We start from the raw sequence: 17031 nt of genomic DNA on the forward strand, positions 1-17031 counted from the left end.
CCGGTGGGGTACGGCCGTGCGCAAGGCCGTCCCGTCGGCGCAGAGTCGCGACGCCGGGCCGTCGTCCCGTTCCGTTCGTCGTCGACCAGGCAGGGGTGACCCCTTGTTCGATTCCCCCGGGTCCGGGGTGCCGGGCGCACCGCCCGACACGGTGCTGTCGTACGCCTCCGGCACCGCCACCCCGTGTACCCACACGCCCCGTCAGACCCCTGCATACCAGGGCAAGGGTGACCGATTGAGGGAGGGCAAGCTCACACTCCGTACATCTGCTGTACGTGTGTGCAGATGTCCTAGCATCCCGGCATGACCGTGCTCCCCGACCGCCCCCTTGAGGGGTTCTCCCTGGCCGCAGACTTCCCCGAGGCCGACGCCGGCACCTGGCGCCGCCTGGTCGCCGGTGTGCTGCGCAAGACGGGCAAGGACGTCCCCGAGGACGCGGTGGAGGACGCGCTCGCCACCCTCGTCGAAGAGGGTCTGAGCGTCCGTCCGCTGCATACCGGCGACCAGACGGACGACACCTCCGCCCCCACCGGCTTGCCGGCCTTTCCCGGCTTCGCCCCCTTCACCCGCGGCGGCCGTCCCGAAGGCGGCGCGGTCGCCGGATGGGACGTACGGCAGCGTCACGACCGTCCGGATCCGGCCGCCGCCAACGAGGCGGTCCTCGCCGATCTGGAGCACGGCGTCACGTCCCTGTGGCTGTCCGTCGGCGCGTCCGGCGTCCCGGTCTCCGGGCTGGCCGCCGCTCTCGACGGCGTACTGCTCGACCTCGCGCCCGTCGTCCTCGACGCCGGTGACGACGTCGAGGAGGCCGCCGCCGTCCTCTTCGGTCTGTACGAGCGGGCGGGCACCGCCCCGGCACCCGGCGGCAATCTGGGCGCCGACCCCTTCGGGCAGGCGGCGCGCACCGGCGCCCACGACGCCGTCACGGACCGTCTCGGGGTCGCGGTGGGGCTCGCCCGGCGCTGCCACGAGACCGTGCCCGGTCTGCGCGCGCTGACCGTGGACGCGCTGCCGTACCACGAGGCCGGTGCGTCGGCCGCCCAGGAACTCGGCTGTTCCCTGGCGACCGGGGTGGCCCTGCTGCGTGCGCTCACGGACGCCGGACTCGGCATCGAAGCGGCCCTGGGCCAGCTGGAGTTCCGGTACGCGGCGGGCGCCGACCAGTTTCTGACGATCGCGAAGCTGCGGGCGGCCCGGCGCCTCTGGGCCCGGGTCGCCGAGGCGTGCGGCGCCGACGGTACGGCGGGCGCCCAGCGCCAGCACGCGGTCACCTCACCGGTGATGATGACCCGTCGGGACCCCTGGGTGAACATGCTGCGCACCACGGTCGCCGCGCTCGGCGCGGGCGTCGGCGGCGCGGACGCGGTGACGGTGCTGCCGTTCGACCATGCGCTCGGTCTGCCGGACGCCTTCGCCCGCCGGATCGCCCGCAACACCTCCGTGATCCTGCTGGAGGAGTCGCATATCGGCCGGGTGATCGACCCGGCGGGCGGCTCCTGGTACGTGGAGCGGCTCACGGAGGATCTGGCCCAGCGGGCCTGGGAGTGGTTCCAGGAGCTGGAGCGGGCCGGTGGACAGCTCGCCGCGCTCCGCTCCGGTCTGGTGGAGACGCGCATCGGCGCCGTGTGGGAGCACCGCCGCGGAAAGCTGGCCACCCGCCGGGAGCCGGTCACCGGAGTCAGCGAGTTCCCCCTGCTGTCCGAGGCACCGGTGAAGCGCGACCCCGCGCCCGAACCGCCGGCGGGCGGGCTGCCCAGGGTCCGGCGCGACGAGGCGTTCGAGGCGCTGCGCAGCCGCTCCGACGCGGCCGTGGCGGCGGGCGGCGACCGGCCGCGGATCTTCCTGGCGGCCCTCGGCCCGGCGTCGGCGCACACCGCTCGCGCCTCGTTCACGGCAAACCTGTTCGCCGCGGGCGGTATCGAGCCGGTGCACGATCCGGTGACGGTGGACGCCGGTTCGGTGGCGGCGGCCTTCGCGGCCTCCGGGGCGGAACTGGCCTGCATCTGTTCCAGTGACGCGCTCTACGCCGAACAGGCGGAATCGGTCGCCGGGGCGCTGAAGGCCGCGGGGGCGCGCCGCGTCTACCTCGCCGGGCGCCCCGGGGAACTGCGCGAGACGTACGAACGGGCCGGGGTGGACGAGTTCGTGGTCGCGGGCGGCGACGCCGTGGCCGTGCTCACCCGGGCCCTCGACCTGATCGGAGTGGCTCCGTGACCATCCCCGACTTCACCGGCATCGAGCTGGGGCCGGGCGCGCGGGCGGCCGGTGACGACGACCGCTGGCGGGCCGCCGTCAAGGAGTCCTGCGGACGGAACGCGGACGACCTGGTGTGGGAGACCCCGGAGGGGATCCCTGTGAAGCCGCTGTACACGGAGGCCGATCTGGCCCCGGTGGACTTCCTGGGCACCTATCCGGGGATCGCGCCGTATCTGCGCGGCCCGTACCCGACGATGTACGTCAACCAGCCGTGGACGATCCGGCAGTACGCGGGGTTCTCCACCGCCGAGGAGTCCAACGCCTTCTACCGGCGGAATCTGGCGGCCGGTCAGAAGGGCCTGTCGGTCGCCTTCGACCTGCCGACGCACCGGGGGTACGACTCCGATCATCCCCGGGTCACCGGTGATGTCGGCATGGCCGGGGTGGCGATCGACTCCATCTACGACATGCGGCAGCTCTTCGCCGGTATTCCGCTGGACCGGATGAGCGTGTCGATGACCATGAACGGCGCGGTGCTGCCGGTCCTGGCGCTGTACATCGTGGCGGCCGAGGAGCAGGGGGTGGCGCCCGAGCAGCTGGCCGGGACCATCCAGAACGACATCCTCAAGGAGTTCATGGTCCGCAACACGTACATCTATCCGCCGAAGCCGTCGATGCGGATCATCTCCGACATCTTCGCCTTCACCTCGCGGCGGATGCCCCGCTACAACTCCATCTCCATCTCCGGGTACCACATCCAGGAGGCGGGGGCGACGGCCGATCTGGAGCTGGCGTACACGCTGGCGGACGGCATGGAGTATCTGCGGGCCGGTATCGGCACCGGTCTCGACGTGGACGCGTTCGCGCCGCGGCTGTCGTTCTTCTGGGCGATCGGCATGAACTTCTTCATGGAGGTCGCCAAGCTGCGGGCGGCCCGGCTGCTGTGGGCGAAGCTGGTGCGCACCTTCGAGCCGAAGAACGCGAAGTCGCTGTCGCTGCGCACCCATTCCCAGACCTCGGGCTGGTCGCTGACGGCGCAGGACGTGTTCAACAATGTGACGCGGACCTGTGTGGAGGCGATGGCCGCCACCCAGGGGCACACCCAGTCGCTGCACACCAACGCGCTGGACGAGGCGCTGGCGCTGCCGACGGACTTCTCGGCGCGGATCGCCCGCAACACCCAGATCCTGCTCCAGCAGGAGTCGGGGACGACCCGGGCGATCGACCCCTGGGGCGGCAGTGCGTACGTGGAGCGGCTGACGTACGACCTGGCGCGCCGGGCCTGGCAGCACATCGAGGAGGTCGAGGCCGCGGGCGGCATGGCGCAGGCCATCGACGCGGGCATCCCCAAGCTGCGGGTGGAGGAGGCGGCGGCCCGGACCCAGGCCCGGATCGACTCGGGCCGGCAGCCGGTGATCGGCGTGAACAAGTACCGGGTCGAATCCGACGAGCAGATCGACGTGCTGAAGGTCGACAACTCGGCGGTGCGGGCGCAGCAGATCGACAAGCTGCGGCGGCTCCGGGAGGAGCGCGACGAGGCGGTGTGCCGGGACGCGCTGCGGGCGCTGACCGCGGCCGCGGGCTCGGCGCCCGGCCCCGGTCTTGAGGGCAATCTGCTGGCGCTGGCGGTGGACGCGGCGCGCGCGAAGGCGACCGTGGGTGAGATCTCGGACGCCCTGGAGGCCGTGTACGGGCGGCATTCGGGCCAGATCCGTACGATCTCCGGTGTGTACCGAGGTGAGGCAGGACAGTCCCCGTCCGTGGCGCGGACCCGGACGCTGGTCGAGCAGTTCGAGGAGGCGGAGGGCCGCCGGCCGCGGATCCTGGTGGCGAAGATGGGCCAGGACGGGCACGACCGCGGCCAGAAGGTGATCGCCACGGCCTTCGCGGACCTGGGCTTCGACGTGGACGTGGGCCCGCTGTTCCAGACGCCCGAGGAGGTGGCGCGGCAGGCGGTGGAGGCCGATGTGCATATCGTCGGGGTGTCGTCGCTGGCGGCGGGGCATCTGACGCTGGTGCCCGCGCTGCGGGAGGAACTGGCGGCGCAGGACCGGGAGGACATCATGATCGTGGTGGGCGGGGTGATTCCGCCGCAGGACGTGGCGACGCTCCGCGAGTCGGGTGCGGCGGCCGTGTTCCCGCCCGGGACGGTGATCCCGGACGCGGCGTACGACCTGGTCACGACGTTGTCCGCGGCGCTGGGCCACACCTCGTGAGGCCGGTGACCGGGGTAGCCGGCCCGCGGGGCGGCGGGGCGGAGCGGATGTGCCGGTGAGCGTCGATCTCGCCGCCTATGTGAAGGGCGTACGGGAGGGTTCCCGGGCGTACATCGCCCGGGCGGTCACCCTGGTGGAGTCCCGCCGCCCCGACCACCGGGTGCTCGCCCAGGAGCTGCTGTCGGAGCTGCTGCCCCATGCGGGTGCCGCCCGGCGGGTGGGCATCAGCGGGGTGCCGGGGGTCGGCAAGTCGACCTTCATCGACGCGTTGGGCACGATGCTGACGGGGCTCGGCCACCGGGTCGCGGTGCTCGCGGTGGACCCCTCGTCCCGGCGTACCGGCGGTTCCATCCTGGGCGACAAGACCCGGATGGAGCGGCTGTCGACGGATCCGGCGGCCTTCGTCCGGCCGTCGCCTTCGGCGGGCACGCTCGGCGGGGTCGCGAAGGCCACCCGGGAGACGATGGTGGTGATGGAGGCCGCGGGCTACGACGTGGTGCTCGTCGAGACCGTGGGCGTGGGCCAGTCGGAGACCACGGTCGCCCAGATGGTCGACACGTTCCTGCTGCTGACGCTGGCCAGGACCGGGGACCAGCTCCAGGGCATCAAGAAGGGCGTCCTGGAGCTGGCGGACGTGATCGCCGTCAACAAGGCGGACGGGCCCCATGAGCGCGATGCCCGCTCGGCCGCCCGCGAACTCGCCGGGGCGCTGCGCCTGATGCACCCGGCGGACGCGGCCTGGACCCCGCCGGTGCTGTCGTGCAGCGCGCGTGAGTCGGCCGGTCTGGACACGGTGTGGGAGCGGGTGGAGCAGCACCGCGATCTGCTGTCGTCGACGGGGAAGCTCGCCGCGAAGCGCCGTGACCAGCAGATCGACTGGGTGTGGTCGATGGTCCGGGACGAGCTGACGGAGCGGCTGCGTACGCATCCCGCGGTCCGGGACCTGGTTCCGGACGTGGAGCGCGCGGTGCGCGGCGGGGAGCTGACGGCGACGCTGGCGGCGCGGCGGATCCTGGAGGCGTTCGAGAGCCCGCGCTGATCGGGGCCGGATGTTTGCGGCGGACCGGGGGGTGTAGTAATTATGGAAGAGCCCCCGCCCGGGAACTGGGAATTCATAGGGCGGGAGCTCACGCAGTGCAGTGGGTTGACCTGAGCCCCGTCTATGGGGGCTCAGTTCAGCCCTTCAGCCACCTCCCCAGCTTCCACGCGATCCGGACCAGCAGGTCCTCGGCGCGCTGCCGCAGTGATGGCTTCTGCTTCCTGCGACGCCCCATGGGCGCCTCCCCTCAGAACCGGCCGCCGAGATTCCCGGTCGACGGCCCTTCCTTCGGATTCGGGCCGGGCCCCGAGGGGAGGGGCCCGGACGTGTCCGTGAGGGGAGGCGCACCGCAGTGCGCACCGAGCACACTACCTCCGCTCCCCCGTTCGGCCCGACACTCCGTCAACTCGCGTCCACCACGGCCACTCGTGCGAGCGAATCGCCTCGGTCCGGCGTTAGCCTGGCCCTATGCACAGACCTCCCGTATCACACGTACTGACCTGGGAAATCGTCGAGAATCAGGGGTACGAGACCGCCTGGGTAGGGCTCGGGGACGGGGTGCTGGAGGCCCGGGGGCGGGCCGTCGGTATCGCCCCGGAGCCGTACTGGATCACCTATGAGCTGCGGACCGGGCCGGAGTGGACGACCCGGGAGCTGCGGGTGACTGCCGAGTCGGCGGACGGGGTACGGGGTACGGTCCTCGCCCACGACGGCTCCGGGCACTGGACCGTCGACGGCGAGCAGCGGCCCGATCTCGACGGGGCCCTCGACTGCGATCTCGGGCTGTGCCCGCTCACCAACACCATGCCGGTGCTCCGGCACGGACTGCACCGGGCCGGTCCCTCCGGTGCGGCACGGACGTTCACCATGGCGTGGGTGTCGGTGCCCGATCTGACGGTCCGTGCGTCGGAGCAGACGTACACCCCGCTGGAGGAGACGGACGACGGCGGGGCGCTCGTCCGCTACGAGGCGGGCGACTTCCGCCGGGACATCGAGATCGGTGCGGACGGGTTCGTCGTCGACTACCCGGACCTGGCGTATCTGATCGGCCACGCCACCCACGGCTGACCGGGCGGCCGGGCGCGACCGGGCAGCCGTGGAATCGGCGGAACGCGGCGGGTAGCGTGCGCGGTGTGGTGAGTGAGCGACGACCCGACCGGCAGGCCCCTCGTCATCGCCGCGCCCCGCGCGCGGCCCGTGTTCCGGGGGTGGTGGTATGAGGCTCGCCCTGCTGGGCGGCGGCGGGTTCCGGGTTCCGCTGGTGTACGGGGCCCTGCTGGGCGACCGTGCGGAGGGCCGGATCACCGAGCTGGTGCTGTACGACGTCGACTCCGGGCGGCTGACCGCCGTCGCCCGGGTCCTCGCCGAGCAGGCCGAAGGGGTGCCGGACGCCCCGGCCGTGACGGTGACCACCGACCTCGACGAGGCGCTGCGCGGAGCCGACTTCGTCTTCTCGGCGATCCGCGTCGGCGGCCTCGAAGGGCGCGCCGCCGACGAGCGGATCGCGCTGGCGGAGGGTGTGCTGGGCCAGGAGACCGTGGGTGCGGGCGGGATCGCGTACGGGCTGCGCACGGTGCCCGTTGCGGTGGAGATCGCCCGCCGGGTGGCCCGCCTCGCGCCGGATGCCCTGGTCATCAACTTCACCAATCCGGCGGGCCTGGTCACCGAGGCGATGGCCGGGGTGCTGGGCGACCGTGTGGTGGGGATCTGCGATTCGCCGGTGGGCCTCGGGCGGCGGGTCGCCCGGCTGCTCGGCGCCGATCCGGCGACGGCGTGGATCGACTACGCGGGCCTCAACCATCTGGGCTGGCTGCGCGGTCTGCGGGTCGGCGGCCGGGATCTGCTGCCCGGGCTGCTGGCCGATCCGGTACTGCTGGGGTCCTTCGAGGAGGGCCGGCTGTTCGGGGCCGACTGGCTGCGGACCCTGGGCGCCGTCCCCAACGAGTATCTGCACTACTACTACTTCAACCGGGAGACGGTGGCCGCCTACCGGAGCGCGGAGCGGACCCGGGGCGCGTTCCTCCACGAGCAGCAGGACGGGTTCTACGCGGCGATGCGGCGACCTGGCGGCGGCTCGGCGCTGGCGGCCTGGGACCGTACCCGCGCCGAGCGGGAGGCGACGTACATGGCGCACAACCGGCAGGCGGCGGGCGCGGGCGAGCGGGACGCCGCCGATCTGGAGTCCGGGGGCTACGAGCAGGTCGCCCTGGCGCTGATGCGGGCCGTCGCCCGGGACGAGCGCACCACCCTGATCCTCAACGTCCGCAACCGGGGCGCCCTGGCACCGCTGGATGCGGACGCGGTCGTCGAGGTGCCCTGCCTGGTCGACGGCAACGGCGCGCATCCGGTGACCGTCTCCCCGCTGACCGGCCATGCGGCGGGGCTGGTGACCGCGGTGAAGGCGGTGGAGCGGGAGGTGCTGGCGGCGGCCGGGTCCGGATCGCGCGAGCGGGCGGTGGCGGCGTTCGCGCTGCACCCGCTGGTCGACTCGGTGACGGTGGCCCGACGGCTGGTGGATGCCTATGCGGCGGCCCATCCGGGGCTCGCCTATCTGCGGTAGGACCCGGGCGGCTGTCTGGGCAGGCCCCGGGCGGGGTCCGGCGCGCGCCGATAATATGGTGATATGGCTGAGCGCCGTGCCGCGCCGACCGCCCCCGATCTGGTCATCGAGACGGACGACGGCTCCACCGTGATGCATCCGGGCCGGGCATACCAGGTCGGACGGGACCCGCTGTGCGACATCGTGTTCGACGACGACCGTGTGTCATGGCACCACGCCGTCCTGCGGGCCGACGCCGACCACTGGACGGTGGAGGACGAGCACAGCACCAACGGCACCTACGCGGACGGGCTGCGGGTCCGCTCCTGGGACGTGGGCGCGGGCAGCGAGCTGCGGTTCGGCAGCGCCACGGACGGGCCCCGCGCGGTCCTCGTCGACCGGGCCGCCCCCGCCCCCGCCCGTACCGCGCACGGCCCCGCCGCCGCGGAGCATCCTGGCCCGCATGTGTCCGTACCGGCCGCCACCGGCACCTTCCGGCATCCGACGTCGGTACGGCCGCGGCCCGCCCGTACCGTCCGGATCGGCCGGGCCTCCGACAACGACCTCGTCGTCGACGATCTGACGGTCTCCCGCCACCACGCCGAACTGCGGTCCCGCCCCGACGGGACCTACGAGATCGCCGATATCGGCTCCCACAACGGCACCTTCCTCAACGGTGTCGCGGTGACCGTCGCCGCCGTGGCCGAGGGCGACGTCGTCGGCATCGGGCACTCGGACTTCTGTCTCATCGGCGACGAACTCCAGGAGTACGTCGACACCGGCGAGGTCACGCTCGACGTGCAGGAGCTGACGGTGACCGTGGACCGCGGCCGCCGTACCCTCCTCGACCGGGTCACGTTCCCGGTACCCGAGCGCTGTCTGCTGGCCGTGGTCGGCCCCAGCGGCGCCGGAAAGTCGACCCTGCTCAACGCGCTCACCGGGCTGCGGCCCGCCGACGGCGGCGCCGTGCTGTACGACGGCCGTGACCTGTACCGGGACTACGCGGAGCTGCGGCAGCGCATCGGGCTCGTACCGCAGGACGACATCCTGCACACGCAGCTCACCGTGCGCGCGGCCCTCGGGTACGCGGCCGAGCTGCGGTTCCCGCAGGACACGGGCAAGGAGGAGCGGCGCGGCCGGGTCTCCGAGGTGATCCGGGAACTGGGGCTCGGACACCGTGCCCAGCAGCCCGTGCACCGGCTCTCCGGCGGGCAGCGCAAACGGGTCAGCGTGGCCCTGGAGCTGCTGACGAAACCGTCGCTGCTCTTTCTCGACGAGCCGACGTCGGGGCTCGACCCGGGCATGGACCGTTCGGTGATGCAGATGCTGCGGACCCTGGCCGACGACGGACGGACCGTGGTCGTGGTGACGCACAGCGTCCTCAGTCTGGATGTGTGCGACCGGCTGCTGGTCCTGGCGCCGGGCGGCAGGACCGCCTACTACGGGCCGCCGGACGAGGCGCTGGGTTTCTTCGGCCACGAGCGGTGGCCGGAGGCCTTCGCGGCGTTCGAGAACGAGCCCGACCGGGACTGGGCGGGCGACTACGCCGCGTCGGAGCACCACCGGCGCTATGTCACGGAAGCCTCCGCGCAGCCGCCGCCCGAGGCCACCAGGGGGCCCGTGCGCCCGGCGCCGCCGCCCGCGAAGCCGCGGAGCCGGAGCGCCCAGCTGTGGACCCTGGTACGGCGGTACACGGCGGCCCTCAGCGCCGACCGTACGTTCCTCGTGGTGATGATCGCCCTGCCGTTTGTGATGGGGGCGATGGCGCGCGCCCTGGCGGGCAGTGCGCTGACCCGCGATACGGCGATGAACGCCCTGCTGATCCTCTGTGTCGGCGGGGTGCTGACGGGCTCCGCGAACGCCGTGCGCGAGCTGGTGAAGGAGCGGGCGATCTACCGGCGGGAACGGGCCGTGGGGCTGTCCCGGGGGGCGTATCTGCTGTCGAAGGTGGTGGTGCTGGGCACGGTGACGGTGCTCCAGGCCGTGGTCCTCACCCTGATCGGACTGGCCGGGGTGCGGCTCAACGCGCCGGGCGGCAGCGGGGTGCTGCTGCCACCCCTGGTCGAACTGACCCTGGCGGTGGCACTGCTGTCGTTCACGGCGATGATGCTCGGTCTGCTGATCTCCGCCCTGGTCTCCAAGGAGGAGGTCACCATGCCCCTGCTGGTGCTCCTCGCGATCGTGCAGGTCGTGTTCTGCGGGGCACTGCTGGAACTGCACGGGCTTCCGGTCGCGGAACAGCTGGCCTGGCTGGTGCCGTCCCGGTGGGCGCTGGCGGCGATGGCGGCCACGGTGGGGCTGGGGAGACTGGTGCCGGGTGCCCTGACGGCGGATCCGCTGTTCGAGCACTCCGCGGCGGTGTGGCTGCTGGATATGGGCATGATGGTGGTGCTGTCCGTGCTGTACGGCTGGCTGGTCGCCCTCCTCCTGCGCCGCCAGGAGCCCTCCGTGATGCGGAAGTAGGCACCGTTCGATGACCGAGGAGACCGAGGACTTCACCCCGACGCATGTGGTGCCGCCGGGCGGGCTGGCGGCCTGGGAGACTCCGGGCACCTCACGGCCCGCCGCGTCCCTGGACCCGCTGCTGCCGGTGCTGCTGGCCGACCGGCGCGGCGACTGGGGGCGGATCGTCTGTGCGAACGGATGGTCGGCCTGGGTCGACGGCCGGCTGCTGGTCGCGGTGCCGCAGCCGCCGCCCGCGACCGGACGGCCGCTGACCAGGACGGCCGATCAGCGGCCCCAGCTGGCGAAGACGGGCGAGGCGGTCAGCCGCTACCGCAGCGCCGCCGACGATCTCGCGGGCGGCCGGATCGACGGCGAGACCTTCCGCAGCCGGACCCGGGGGCTGCGGGCCGGGGTCGTCATCGACGGCGAGTCCGTATGGCTGTACGAGGCCGAGCACGAGCGGTGGGTGTACGGGGACGGGGTGCGGCTGGGCACGTACGCGGTGTCCCGGGAGGCGCGGGACGACGCCCCGACCGGGGGCACGCCGGACGCACGGCCCGGCGCCGAGCCGGGACAGGGCTCCGTGACCGGATCCGGCGCCGAGGCCCTCACCGGACCCCGGCCGGAGGAACCGCCCGGAGCGGTCGGGGCGCCCGGGGCGCCCGGGACCGGACCGCCGCCGGATGCGCCGCCGCCCACCAGGGTGGTCGCCCCCGACGGCGGTGACGGCGGGGCGGCGCCCCGGCCGACGCGCCCGGGCGGCGAAGGCTGATGGGGCCGCGCGAAACCGGTGCGTCCGGCGGGCCGGACCCGAGCGCGCCGAAGGATGCACCGGCACCGGATCCCCCGTCCGGACGCCCGACCGACCTCGCCGGAAAGCGGATCGCGGACTACCGGATCGAACAGGAGATCGGCCGGGGCGGGATGGCGGTCGTCTACCGGGCCCGTGACCTGCGGCTGGACCGTACTGTCGCACTGAAGCTGCTGGCACCCGAACTGGCCCGCAACGACACCTTTCGCCGCCGGTTCACCCATGAGTCACGGGTGGCCGCCGCCATCGACCACCCCCATATCGTCCCGGTGTTCGAGGCCGGGGAGGCGGACGGGCTGCTGTACATCGCCATGCGGTACGTGCCCGGCCAGGACCTGCGGACCCTGCTGCGCCGGGAGGGCCCGCTGCCCATGGCCACGGCGGGCCGGATCGCCGCGCAGACCGCCTCCGCCCTGGACGCGGCGCACCGGCACGATCTGGTGCACCGCGATGTGAAACCGGGGAACGTCCTGGTCGACGAGGGCACCGACAGCGACCATCCGGAGCATGTGTATCTCACCGACTTCGGGCTGACGAAGAAGTCGCTCTCGCTGACCGGGTTCACGACGGTGGGCCAGTTCGTCGGCACACTGGACTATGTGGCGCCCGAGCAGATCTCGGGGCGGCCGGTGGACGGCCGCTGCGACGTCTACGGGCTGGCGTGCGTGGTGTACGAGATGCTGGGCGGGGCGCCGCCGTTCCAGCGGGACGACGATATGGCCCTGCTGTGGGCGCACCAGTTCGACCCGCCGCCGCATCTGACGGGGCGCCGCCCGGATCTCCCGGCGGCGGTGGACGAGGTGCTGATCCGGGCCCTGGCGAAGGTGCCCGACGACCGTTACGGCTCGTGCGGGGCGTTTGTGACGGCACTGCGGGCGGCGGCGCACGGCCCGGGCCGTGCGCCGACCCGTACGGCGGCGGTGGCCGCGCCCGGCTCGTCGGGTCCTCCCCCGCCGCCCGCCCCGCCGTCGTGGGCCCTGCCGGTGTTCCCGGGGCTGCCGACCAGTCCCGGGACGTCCGGCTGACGGACCCCCTCGAAAGCGCGCACGGCCGGATCGGGCGCGGGGGTCAGTCCCTGGGCCCGATCCGGACTCTGTCGCTGAGCATCGTCACGTCCGGTGCCACGACGACGGCCGCCAGCTCACCTCCGGCGGTCCGCCCCAGCCAGCTGACCAGGGTGCCGTCGTCCACGGCCATCGTCACCAGATCGGCGCCGACCGTATCGTCCCGGACCAGTTCATTGCCGTCGGGCAGCGCTTCGACGGCCCGTTGCTCCGACTCCTCCGGACGGTCGGCGCTCTCCTCGCGCGCCTTCAGGAACAAGCGGGCCAGGGTCCCGCGGTGCGCGGCGTCGGCGAAACAGCCCAGGCCCGTTTCCAGGTAGACGCCCGGCTCAAGGCCCTGGGGGACGTCCTCGACGCGCTCCCCCACGCCGAGGGCCATCTCCCAGCCCACCACCGGTTCGTCACGGACGATCAGCCTGGTCCCGGAGCAGTCCCGCATGTCCGTGATCCTGCCCTGATATTCGAAGGGGGCGCTGGTCCAGGCCGTCTCCACCCGGTAGGCGCCCGGCGGTATCCGCTCGGCCAGCTCCCACCATTCGCCGTCCGGCCACTCCTCCGCATGCGACGGTGCGAACGAGTCGTCCGGCCAGGGCGTGCCGACCCCGAGGCGTCCGCTGGGGATGCGGATCGTGGCCGCGTGGATCAGCTCGACCACCGTGACGTCCCCGGACAGGTCGTAGACCGGGCCCAGTCGGGTGCCCGGAACGAAGACGGAGTGCAGATACGCCGCCATTCTCGGCCCCGCCGTCAGCCGGGGATCCCCCGTCCATGCCATGCCGTGCCCCCTCCACCGGATGCGCGCCCCTGGATGTCTGCGCTCGTGGCGCCATCGTAGAGAGCACCACTGACAACGCTGCCAATGCTGCCAAGGCCGCCAATGCCGCCAACACCGACAACGCCGCCACCCCCGCAAGCACTGCCAACGCCCGTCTCAGTGCCCGGCGGAGCCGTGACGGCGCCGGTGGACGAGGCCCGCGGCAAAGCCGGTCACCAGTCCCCACAGGGCGGCTGCGAGCAGCGCCGTCCACCAGCGGGGCAGCAGTTCCACCCGGCCGGAGAGCGCGCCGCCGACATCTCCGAGGCCGAGCAGGGAGAGGCCGTAGTGGGCGTCGACCCGGCAGAGCAGACAGACCGTCAGGACGGTGACGACGAGCGCCGCGGCCGTCCGGACGGCGTGCTGCCAGGGGCGGGTACCGGGCGGGGAGCGCAGCGCGGCGAGAACCGCTGCCGCAAGGACCCCGACGGCGGCGGCGACCAGCAGCCACCAGGCGTCGCCGCTCTCTGCGGTGAGGGACTTCAGGTCGAGCGTGGTGCCGCCGGGTGTACGGAGCACCGTGTCCAGGGCCTTCGGCATCGGCAGTCCGAACGGGCCTTCGGCCAGCCCGTCCCAGACCGTGCCGAGGCCGAGGGTGAGCGCGAGCCACGCGAGGTTGGGCAGCCCGAGGAGGATCACGGCCAGGGTTTCGGACGCCCGGCCGCGGGTCGCGGCGGTCACCAGTCCGGCGACGAGCGCCGCGGCGACGTAGGCGAGCAGCAGGACCGCCATGGCGTGTGCGGCCGGGCGGACCGGGGCGACCGCGCGGAGCAGCCGGGCGGGAAGCCCCGCACCGCGCGAGGCGAGCAGCGCCGCGGCGAACAGGGCGGCCAGCCAGAGGAGTCCGTACAGCAGGGTGAGCGGTACGTCGGCGGCGAAACCGGCCCGTGCCGAGAGGCCGAGGAGGCTGCCGATGTCGGCGATCGTGCCCTCGGGGGTGATGTCGAAGGTGTGCCGGGCGATCGCCGCCAGTGCGACGAGGACGACGGCCCACAGCAGGCCCAGTCGGGCCGCCCACGCCGCGAGGTCGCGGGTCCGGACCATCGCGTGGTGGCGCAGCGGGCGCAGAAAGCCGCGGGCCAGGACGAGTGCGGCCACCAGGGTGACCGAGAGCGGGACGACCGCGAGGTCGCCGCCCCCTGCCGCGAGGTCCCCGGCGCCGCCGGAGAGTTCGACGGTACCGCCCGCGGCGAGGACCGCGGTGGCGGCGACGACCTGCGGGAAGGCTCCGCCGGGCAGTCCCTGGGCACCTGCCGCCCAGAGTCCCAGCGCCGCGGTGACGACCAGCGCGACCAGCCCGCCGGCCACGACGAGGAAGGCCTGGATCCAGCCGTAGGGGGTCCGGCCGACCGGTGGGGGGCCCGGGGTGCGCCGCCCGGGCACTGGCTGTTGGCTCACGCCGTCACGCTAAGCAGCGGCGCGGCGGGCCGCCTTCCGGAAGGGGCCGACCGCGTCGCGCCGACGGCCCGTCCCGGCTTGCGGACGGTCCGCGGCGGGCGCACACAATGGGCTGCGAGCGTCCCGCGGCCGGTCCCGGACCGTGCCGCGCTCCGACTCCCCGGGCCGTCCGGCGCGGGGGATCCCGGTGTGCGCACCGTACGGACCGGCCCGCCGGGCCGTCCGTGGCAGAGCCCGTCAGTCTCCTCCGAGCAGGGGAAGAGCCCGTGAGCGCCGAACCTCCGTCGTCCGAACCTCCCACCGGTCCGCCGTCCGGCCCGCTCGCCGGTTCGTCGGGCCGGGGCTCCGCTCCCCCGCCGCCCGCTCCGGAGTCCGCGCCACCGCCCACCCGGGTGTCGGGGCAGGGCCCGGGCGGTCCCGGCGACGGCGGAGGCGCGGGCGACGGTGCCGGTGGCGGAGGTGGGGGTGGTTCCGGCGGTTCGGGAGGCGGGCCGAAGGAGCCGGGCGGCGGGCCCGGCCGGCCCTGGTGGCGTTCGATCCCCAAGGCGGCTCTGATCGGTATCGCCGCCGCCGTGGTGATCGCGGTGGTCCTGCTCCTCACCCTGCCGGGCGGCTCCGGCGGCTCGGGTTCCAGCGCCTCCCGCGAGGTCTTCCTCCAGGCCGCGGGCTCCACCGGCCCGGACCCGTACACCGCGTCGACGGCTCAGGAGAGCACACCGCCGGAGCAGACCGCCCAGCCGACCGGCCCGCCGCCCGCGAAGAACACGGTCCGCGCGGTGTCCGGGGCGACGCCGGGGCTGTACGGCGGCACCCAGCAGCGGTCGAGCTGCGATGTGGGGAAGCAGATCGGCTATCTCGCGGCCGATCAGGCGAAGAACACGGCCTTCGCCGGCGTTCTGGGCATCGCGCCCGGTGACGTACCGGGCTATCTGAAGTCCCTGACGCCGGTTCAGCTGCGGATCGACACCCGGGTCACCAACCACGGCTGGCGCAACGGTGCGTCGACCGCGTACCAGGCGGTGCTCCAGGCGGGTACGGCGGTGCTGGTCGACGCCCGGGGCGTGCCGCGGGTGCGGTGTGCCTGCGGCAATCCGCTGACGCCGCCGCAGGCCGTCCAGGGCACGCCGAAGACGACCGGCGGCTCCTGGCCCGGTTACCAGGCCGAACGGGTGGTGATCGTGGATCCGGCACCGGGCGACCTGCCGGAGCTGACCGTCTACGACGCGTCGGGCGGGACGTGGTTCACCCGGCCGACCGGGACCGCGGGCGGGGCCGACCGGCCGACGGCGCCTCCGGCGGCGAAGCTGCCGTCGGCCCCGCCGTCGGCCTCCGCGGAACCGTCGGCGTCGAAACCGGCGCCGTCCTCGCCCGGTGCTTCGAAGCCCGCGTCGGAACCGGCGTCGAAGCCGCCGTCCGCGCCGGAGTCGCAACCGCCCTCGGCACCGGCCACCCCCGGCAACTCGGCGCCCGCCGAGCAGTCGCCCCCGCCGCCACCACAGAGCTATCCGCCGGGCGGGCCGGCCCTCGTCTCCCCGTAGCCGCAGCTCAGCCGTAACCGCAGCCGGGCGGTTCAGCCCAGTTCGAGGGTGGTGACGCCGAACACCCGCTCGGTACGCACCTCGGGCGCGGGCCCGGTGTACATGCGGGTGGTCGGGAACTGGGCCGTCAGCCCCCGGACGGACGCCAGTGCCGCGGCCTCCGCATGGGGTTCGGGTACGTCGACGGCGACCTGGTCCTCGGCGCCCAGCCCCGAGGTGAGGCTGTCGAAGAGCGCCTCCGCGTCGGCCGCGGTATCGGCGAACAGGGGGCCGATGCGGTGGGCGTCGCGCCCGGGCCGGATCGCTCCGTAGCCGGTGATCCGCCCGTCGTCCGCGAGCCGGGCGTACGCGGTGTGCCCGGGGGCCGTGAGCCAGCGGGCGACGAAAGCGGCCCGGTCGGCGGGGAAGCAGGAGCGGTCGTACGCGCTGATCGCGGAGAGCAGATCGGGGGTGACGGGGACGGTTCCGGGCGCCACGCCGGCGCTGCGCAGCGGGTTGCCGCCGTACCGGACGGTGTTGTACGCGGCGGAGAAGCCGGAGCGCTCGTAGTTGCCCTGTTGGGCGGGGACGGCGTCCAGGCCGATCAGCCGGGCCCCGGCGTGCGGCAGGGCGGCGCGCCAGGTGGCCAGCCCGATACCGCGGCCGCGGAGGTCGGGGCGGACCAGATAGTGGCCGAGGAAGGCGTAGTCGTCGCCGTAGCGGACGATGGAGACCGCGGACGCGATCCGGCCGTCGATACGGCCGGTGAAGAAGCCCTCGGGGTCGGTGGGATGGAAGCAGGCGGCGTCGCCGTTGCCGGGGTTCCAGCCTTCGGCGGCGCACCATTCGGTGAGTTGGCGCCACTCCTCCAGGGTGGCGCTGGTGACCGTGAGACCGGTGGTGTCCTGGGTGCTGGTCATGACGGATGCGTTCCTTCCGGGATGTGCAGGGTCGGTACGGGGCAGGGGTACGGGGCGTCGGTACGGGCAGGG

At 73.7% G+C, this 17031-nt stretch carries 12 protein-coding genes; 9 read left to right on the forward strand and 3 right to left on the reverse strand.

Annotation, left to right across the window (positions count from 1 at the left end; all coding sequences use genetic code 11):
* Positions 1–303 precede the first annotated feature (303 nt).
* From B7R87_RS01890 to B7R87_RS01925, 8 genes are all read left to right on the forward strand, one after another.
* The gene (locus B7R87_RS01890) at positions 304–2214 is read left to right on the forward strand and encodes a methylmalonyl-CoA mutase family protein (RefSeq protein ID WP_006350796.1); all 1911 of its coding nucleotides are present in this window, start codon (positions 304–306) and stop codon (positions 2212–2214) included.
* Positions 2211–4412, forward strand: coding sequence for a methylmalonyl-CoA mutase (scpA, locus tag B7R87_RS01895; RefSeq protein ID WP_006350795.1), 2202 nt, complete (start codon positions 2211–2213; stop codon positions 4410–4412). The genes B7R87_RS01890 and scpA overlap by 4 nt, the downstream gene beginning before the upstream one ends.
* A gap of 55 nt (positions 4413–4467) precedes the next feature.
* A complete protein-coding gene (meaB, locus tag B7R87_RS01900) occupies positions 4468–5451 on the forward strand; it encodes a methylmalonyl Co-A mutase-associated GTPase MeaB (protein ID WP_006350794.1) in 984 nt (327 codons plus the stop codon).
* 468 nt (positions 5452–5919) lie between these two features.
* Complete coding sequence (locus B7R87_RS01905; protein WP_006350793.1) at positions 5920–6519, forward strand: putative glycolipid-binding domain-containing protein; 600 nt, start codon at positions 5920–5922, stop codon at positions 6517–6519.
* 148 nt (positions 6520–6667) lie between these two features.
* Positions 6668–8011 (forward strand): 6-phospho-beta-glucosidase, encoded by a 1344-nt coding sequence (locus B7R87_RS01910; protein ID WP_006350792.1) that lies wholly within the window; start codon positions 6668–6670, stop codon positions 8009–8011.
* Between the two features lie 63 nt (positions 8012–8074).
* On the forward strand, positions 8075–10453 hold the full coding sequence (locus tag B7R87_RS01915; RefSeq protein ID WP_006350791.1) for an ABC transporter ATP-binding protein/permease: 2379 nt from the start codon (positions 8075–8077) through the stop codon (positions 10451–10453).
* 10 nt (positions 10454–10463) lie between these two features.
* Entirely contained in the window at positions 10464–11207 is a 744-nt protein-coding gene (locus tag B7R87_RS01920) for a hypothetical protein (RefSeq protein WP_130585230.1), read from the forward strand.
* Positions 11207–12271, forward strand: coding sequence for a serine/threonine-protein kinase (locus tag B7R87_RS01925; RefSeq protein ID WP_130585231.1), 1065 nt, complete (start codon positions 11207–11209; stop codon positions 12269–12271). The genes B7R87_RS01920 and B7R87_RS01925 overlap by 1 nt, the downstream gene beginning before the upstream one ends.
* A gap of 43 nt (positions 12272–12314) precedes the next feature.
* Here B7R87_RS01925 and B7R87_RS01930 read toward each other — a convergent pair whose 3' ends face one another.
* Together B7R87_RS01930 and B7R87_RS01935 are read right to left on the reverse strand one after the other, a co-directional pair.
* Positions 12315–13085 carry a DUF4241 domain-containing protein gene (locus B7R87_RS01930; RefSeq protein ID WP_078902457.1) on the reverse strand — a complete coding sequence of 257 codons (771 nt, stop codon included), beginning with the start codon at positions 13083–13085 and terminating at the stop codon, positions 12315–12317.
* Between the two features lie 156 nt (positions 13086–13241).
* Positions 13242–14522 carry a streptophobe family protein gene (locus B7R87_RS01935; protein ID WP_391119266.1) on the reverse strand — a complete coding sequence of 427 codons (1281 nt, stop codon included), beginning with the start codon at positions 14520–14522 and terminating at the stop codon, positions 13242–13244.
* 266 nt (positions 14523–14788) lie between these two features.
* Between B7R87_RS01935 and B7R87_RS01940 the strand changes: the two genes are divergently transcribed.
* Positions 14789–16060, forward strand: coding sequence for a DUF6777 domain-containing protein (locus tag B7R87_RS01940; protein WP_130585232.1), 1272 nt, complete (start codon positions 14789–14791; stop codon positions 16058–16060).
* Positions 16061–16092: 32 nt separating this feature from the next.
* Here B7R87_RS01940 and B7R87_RS01945 read toward each other — a convergent pair whose 3' ends face one another.
* Entirely contained in the window at positions 16093–16959 is an 867-nt protein-coding gene (locus tag B7R87_RS01945) for a GNAT family N-acetyltransferase (RefSeq protein ID WP_006350785.1), read from the reverse strand.
* Positions 16960–17031: the final 72 nt, after the last annotated feature.

The organism is Streptomyces tsukubensis (assembly GCF_003932715.1).
GTDB classification, from domain to species: Bacteria; Actinomycetota; Actinomycetes; order Streptomycetales; family Streptomycetaceae; genus Streptomyces; species Streptomyces tsukubensis.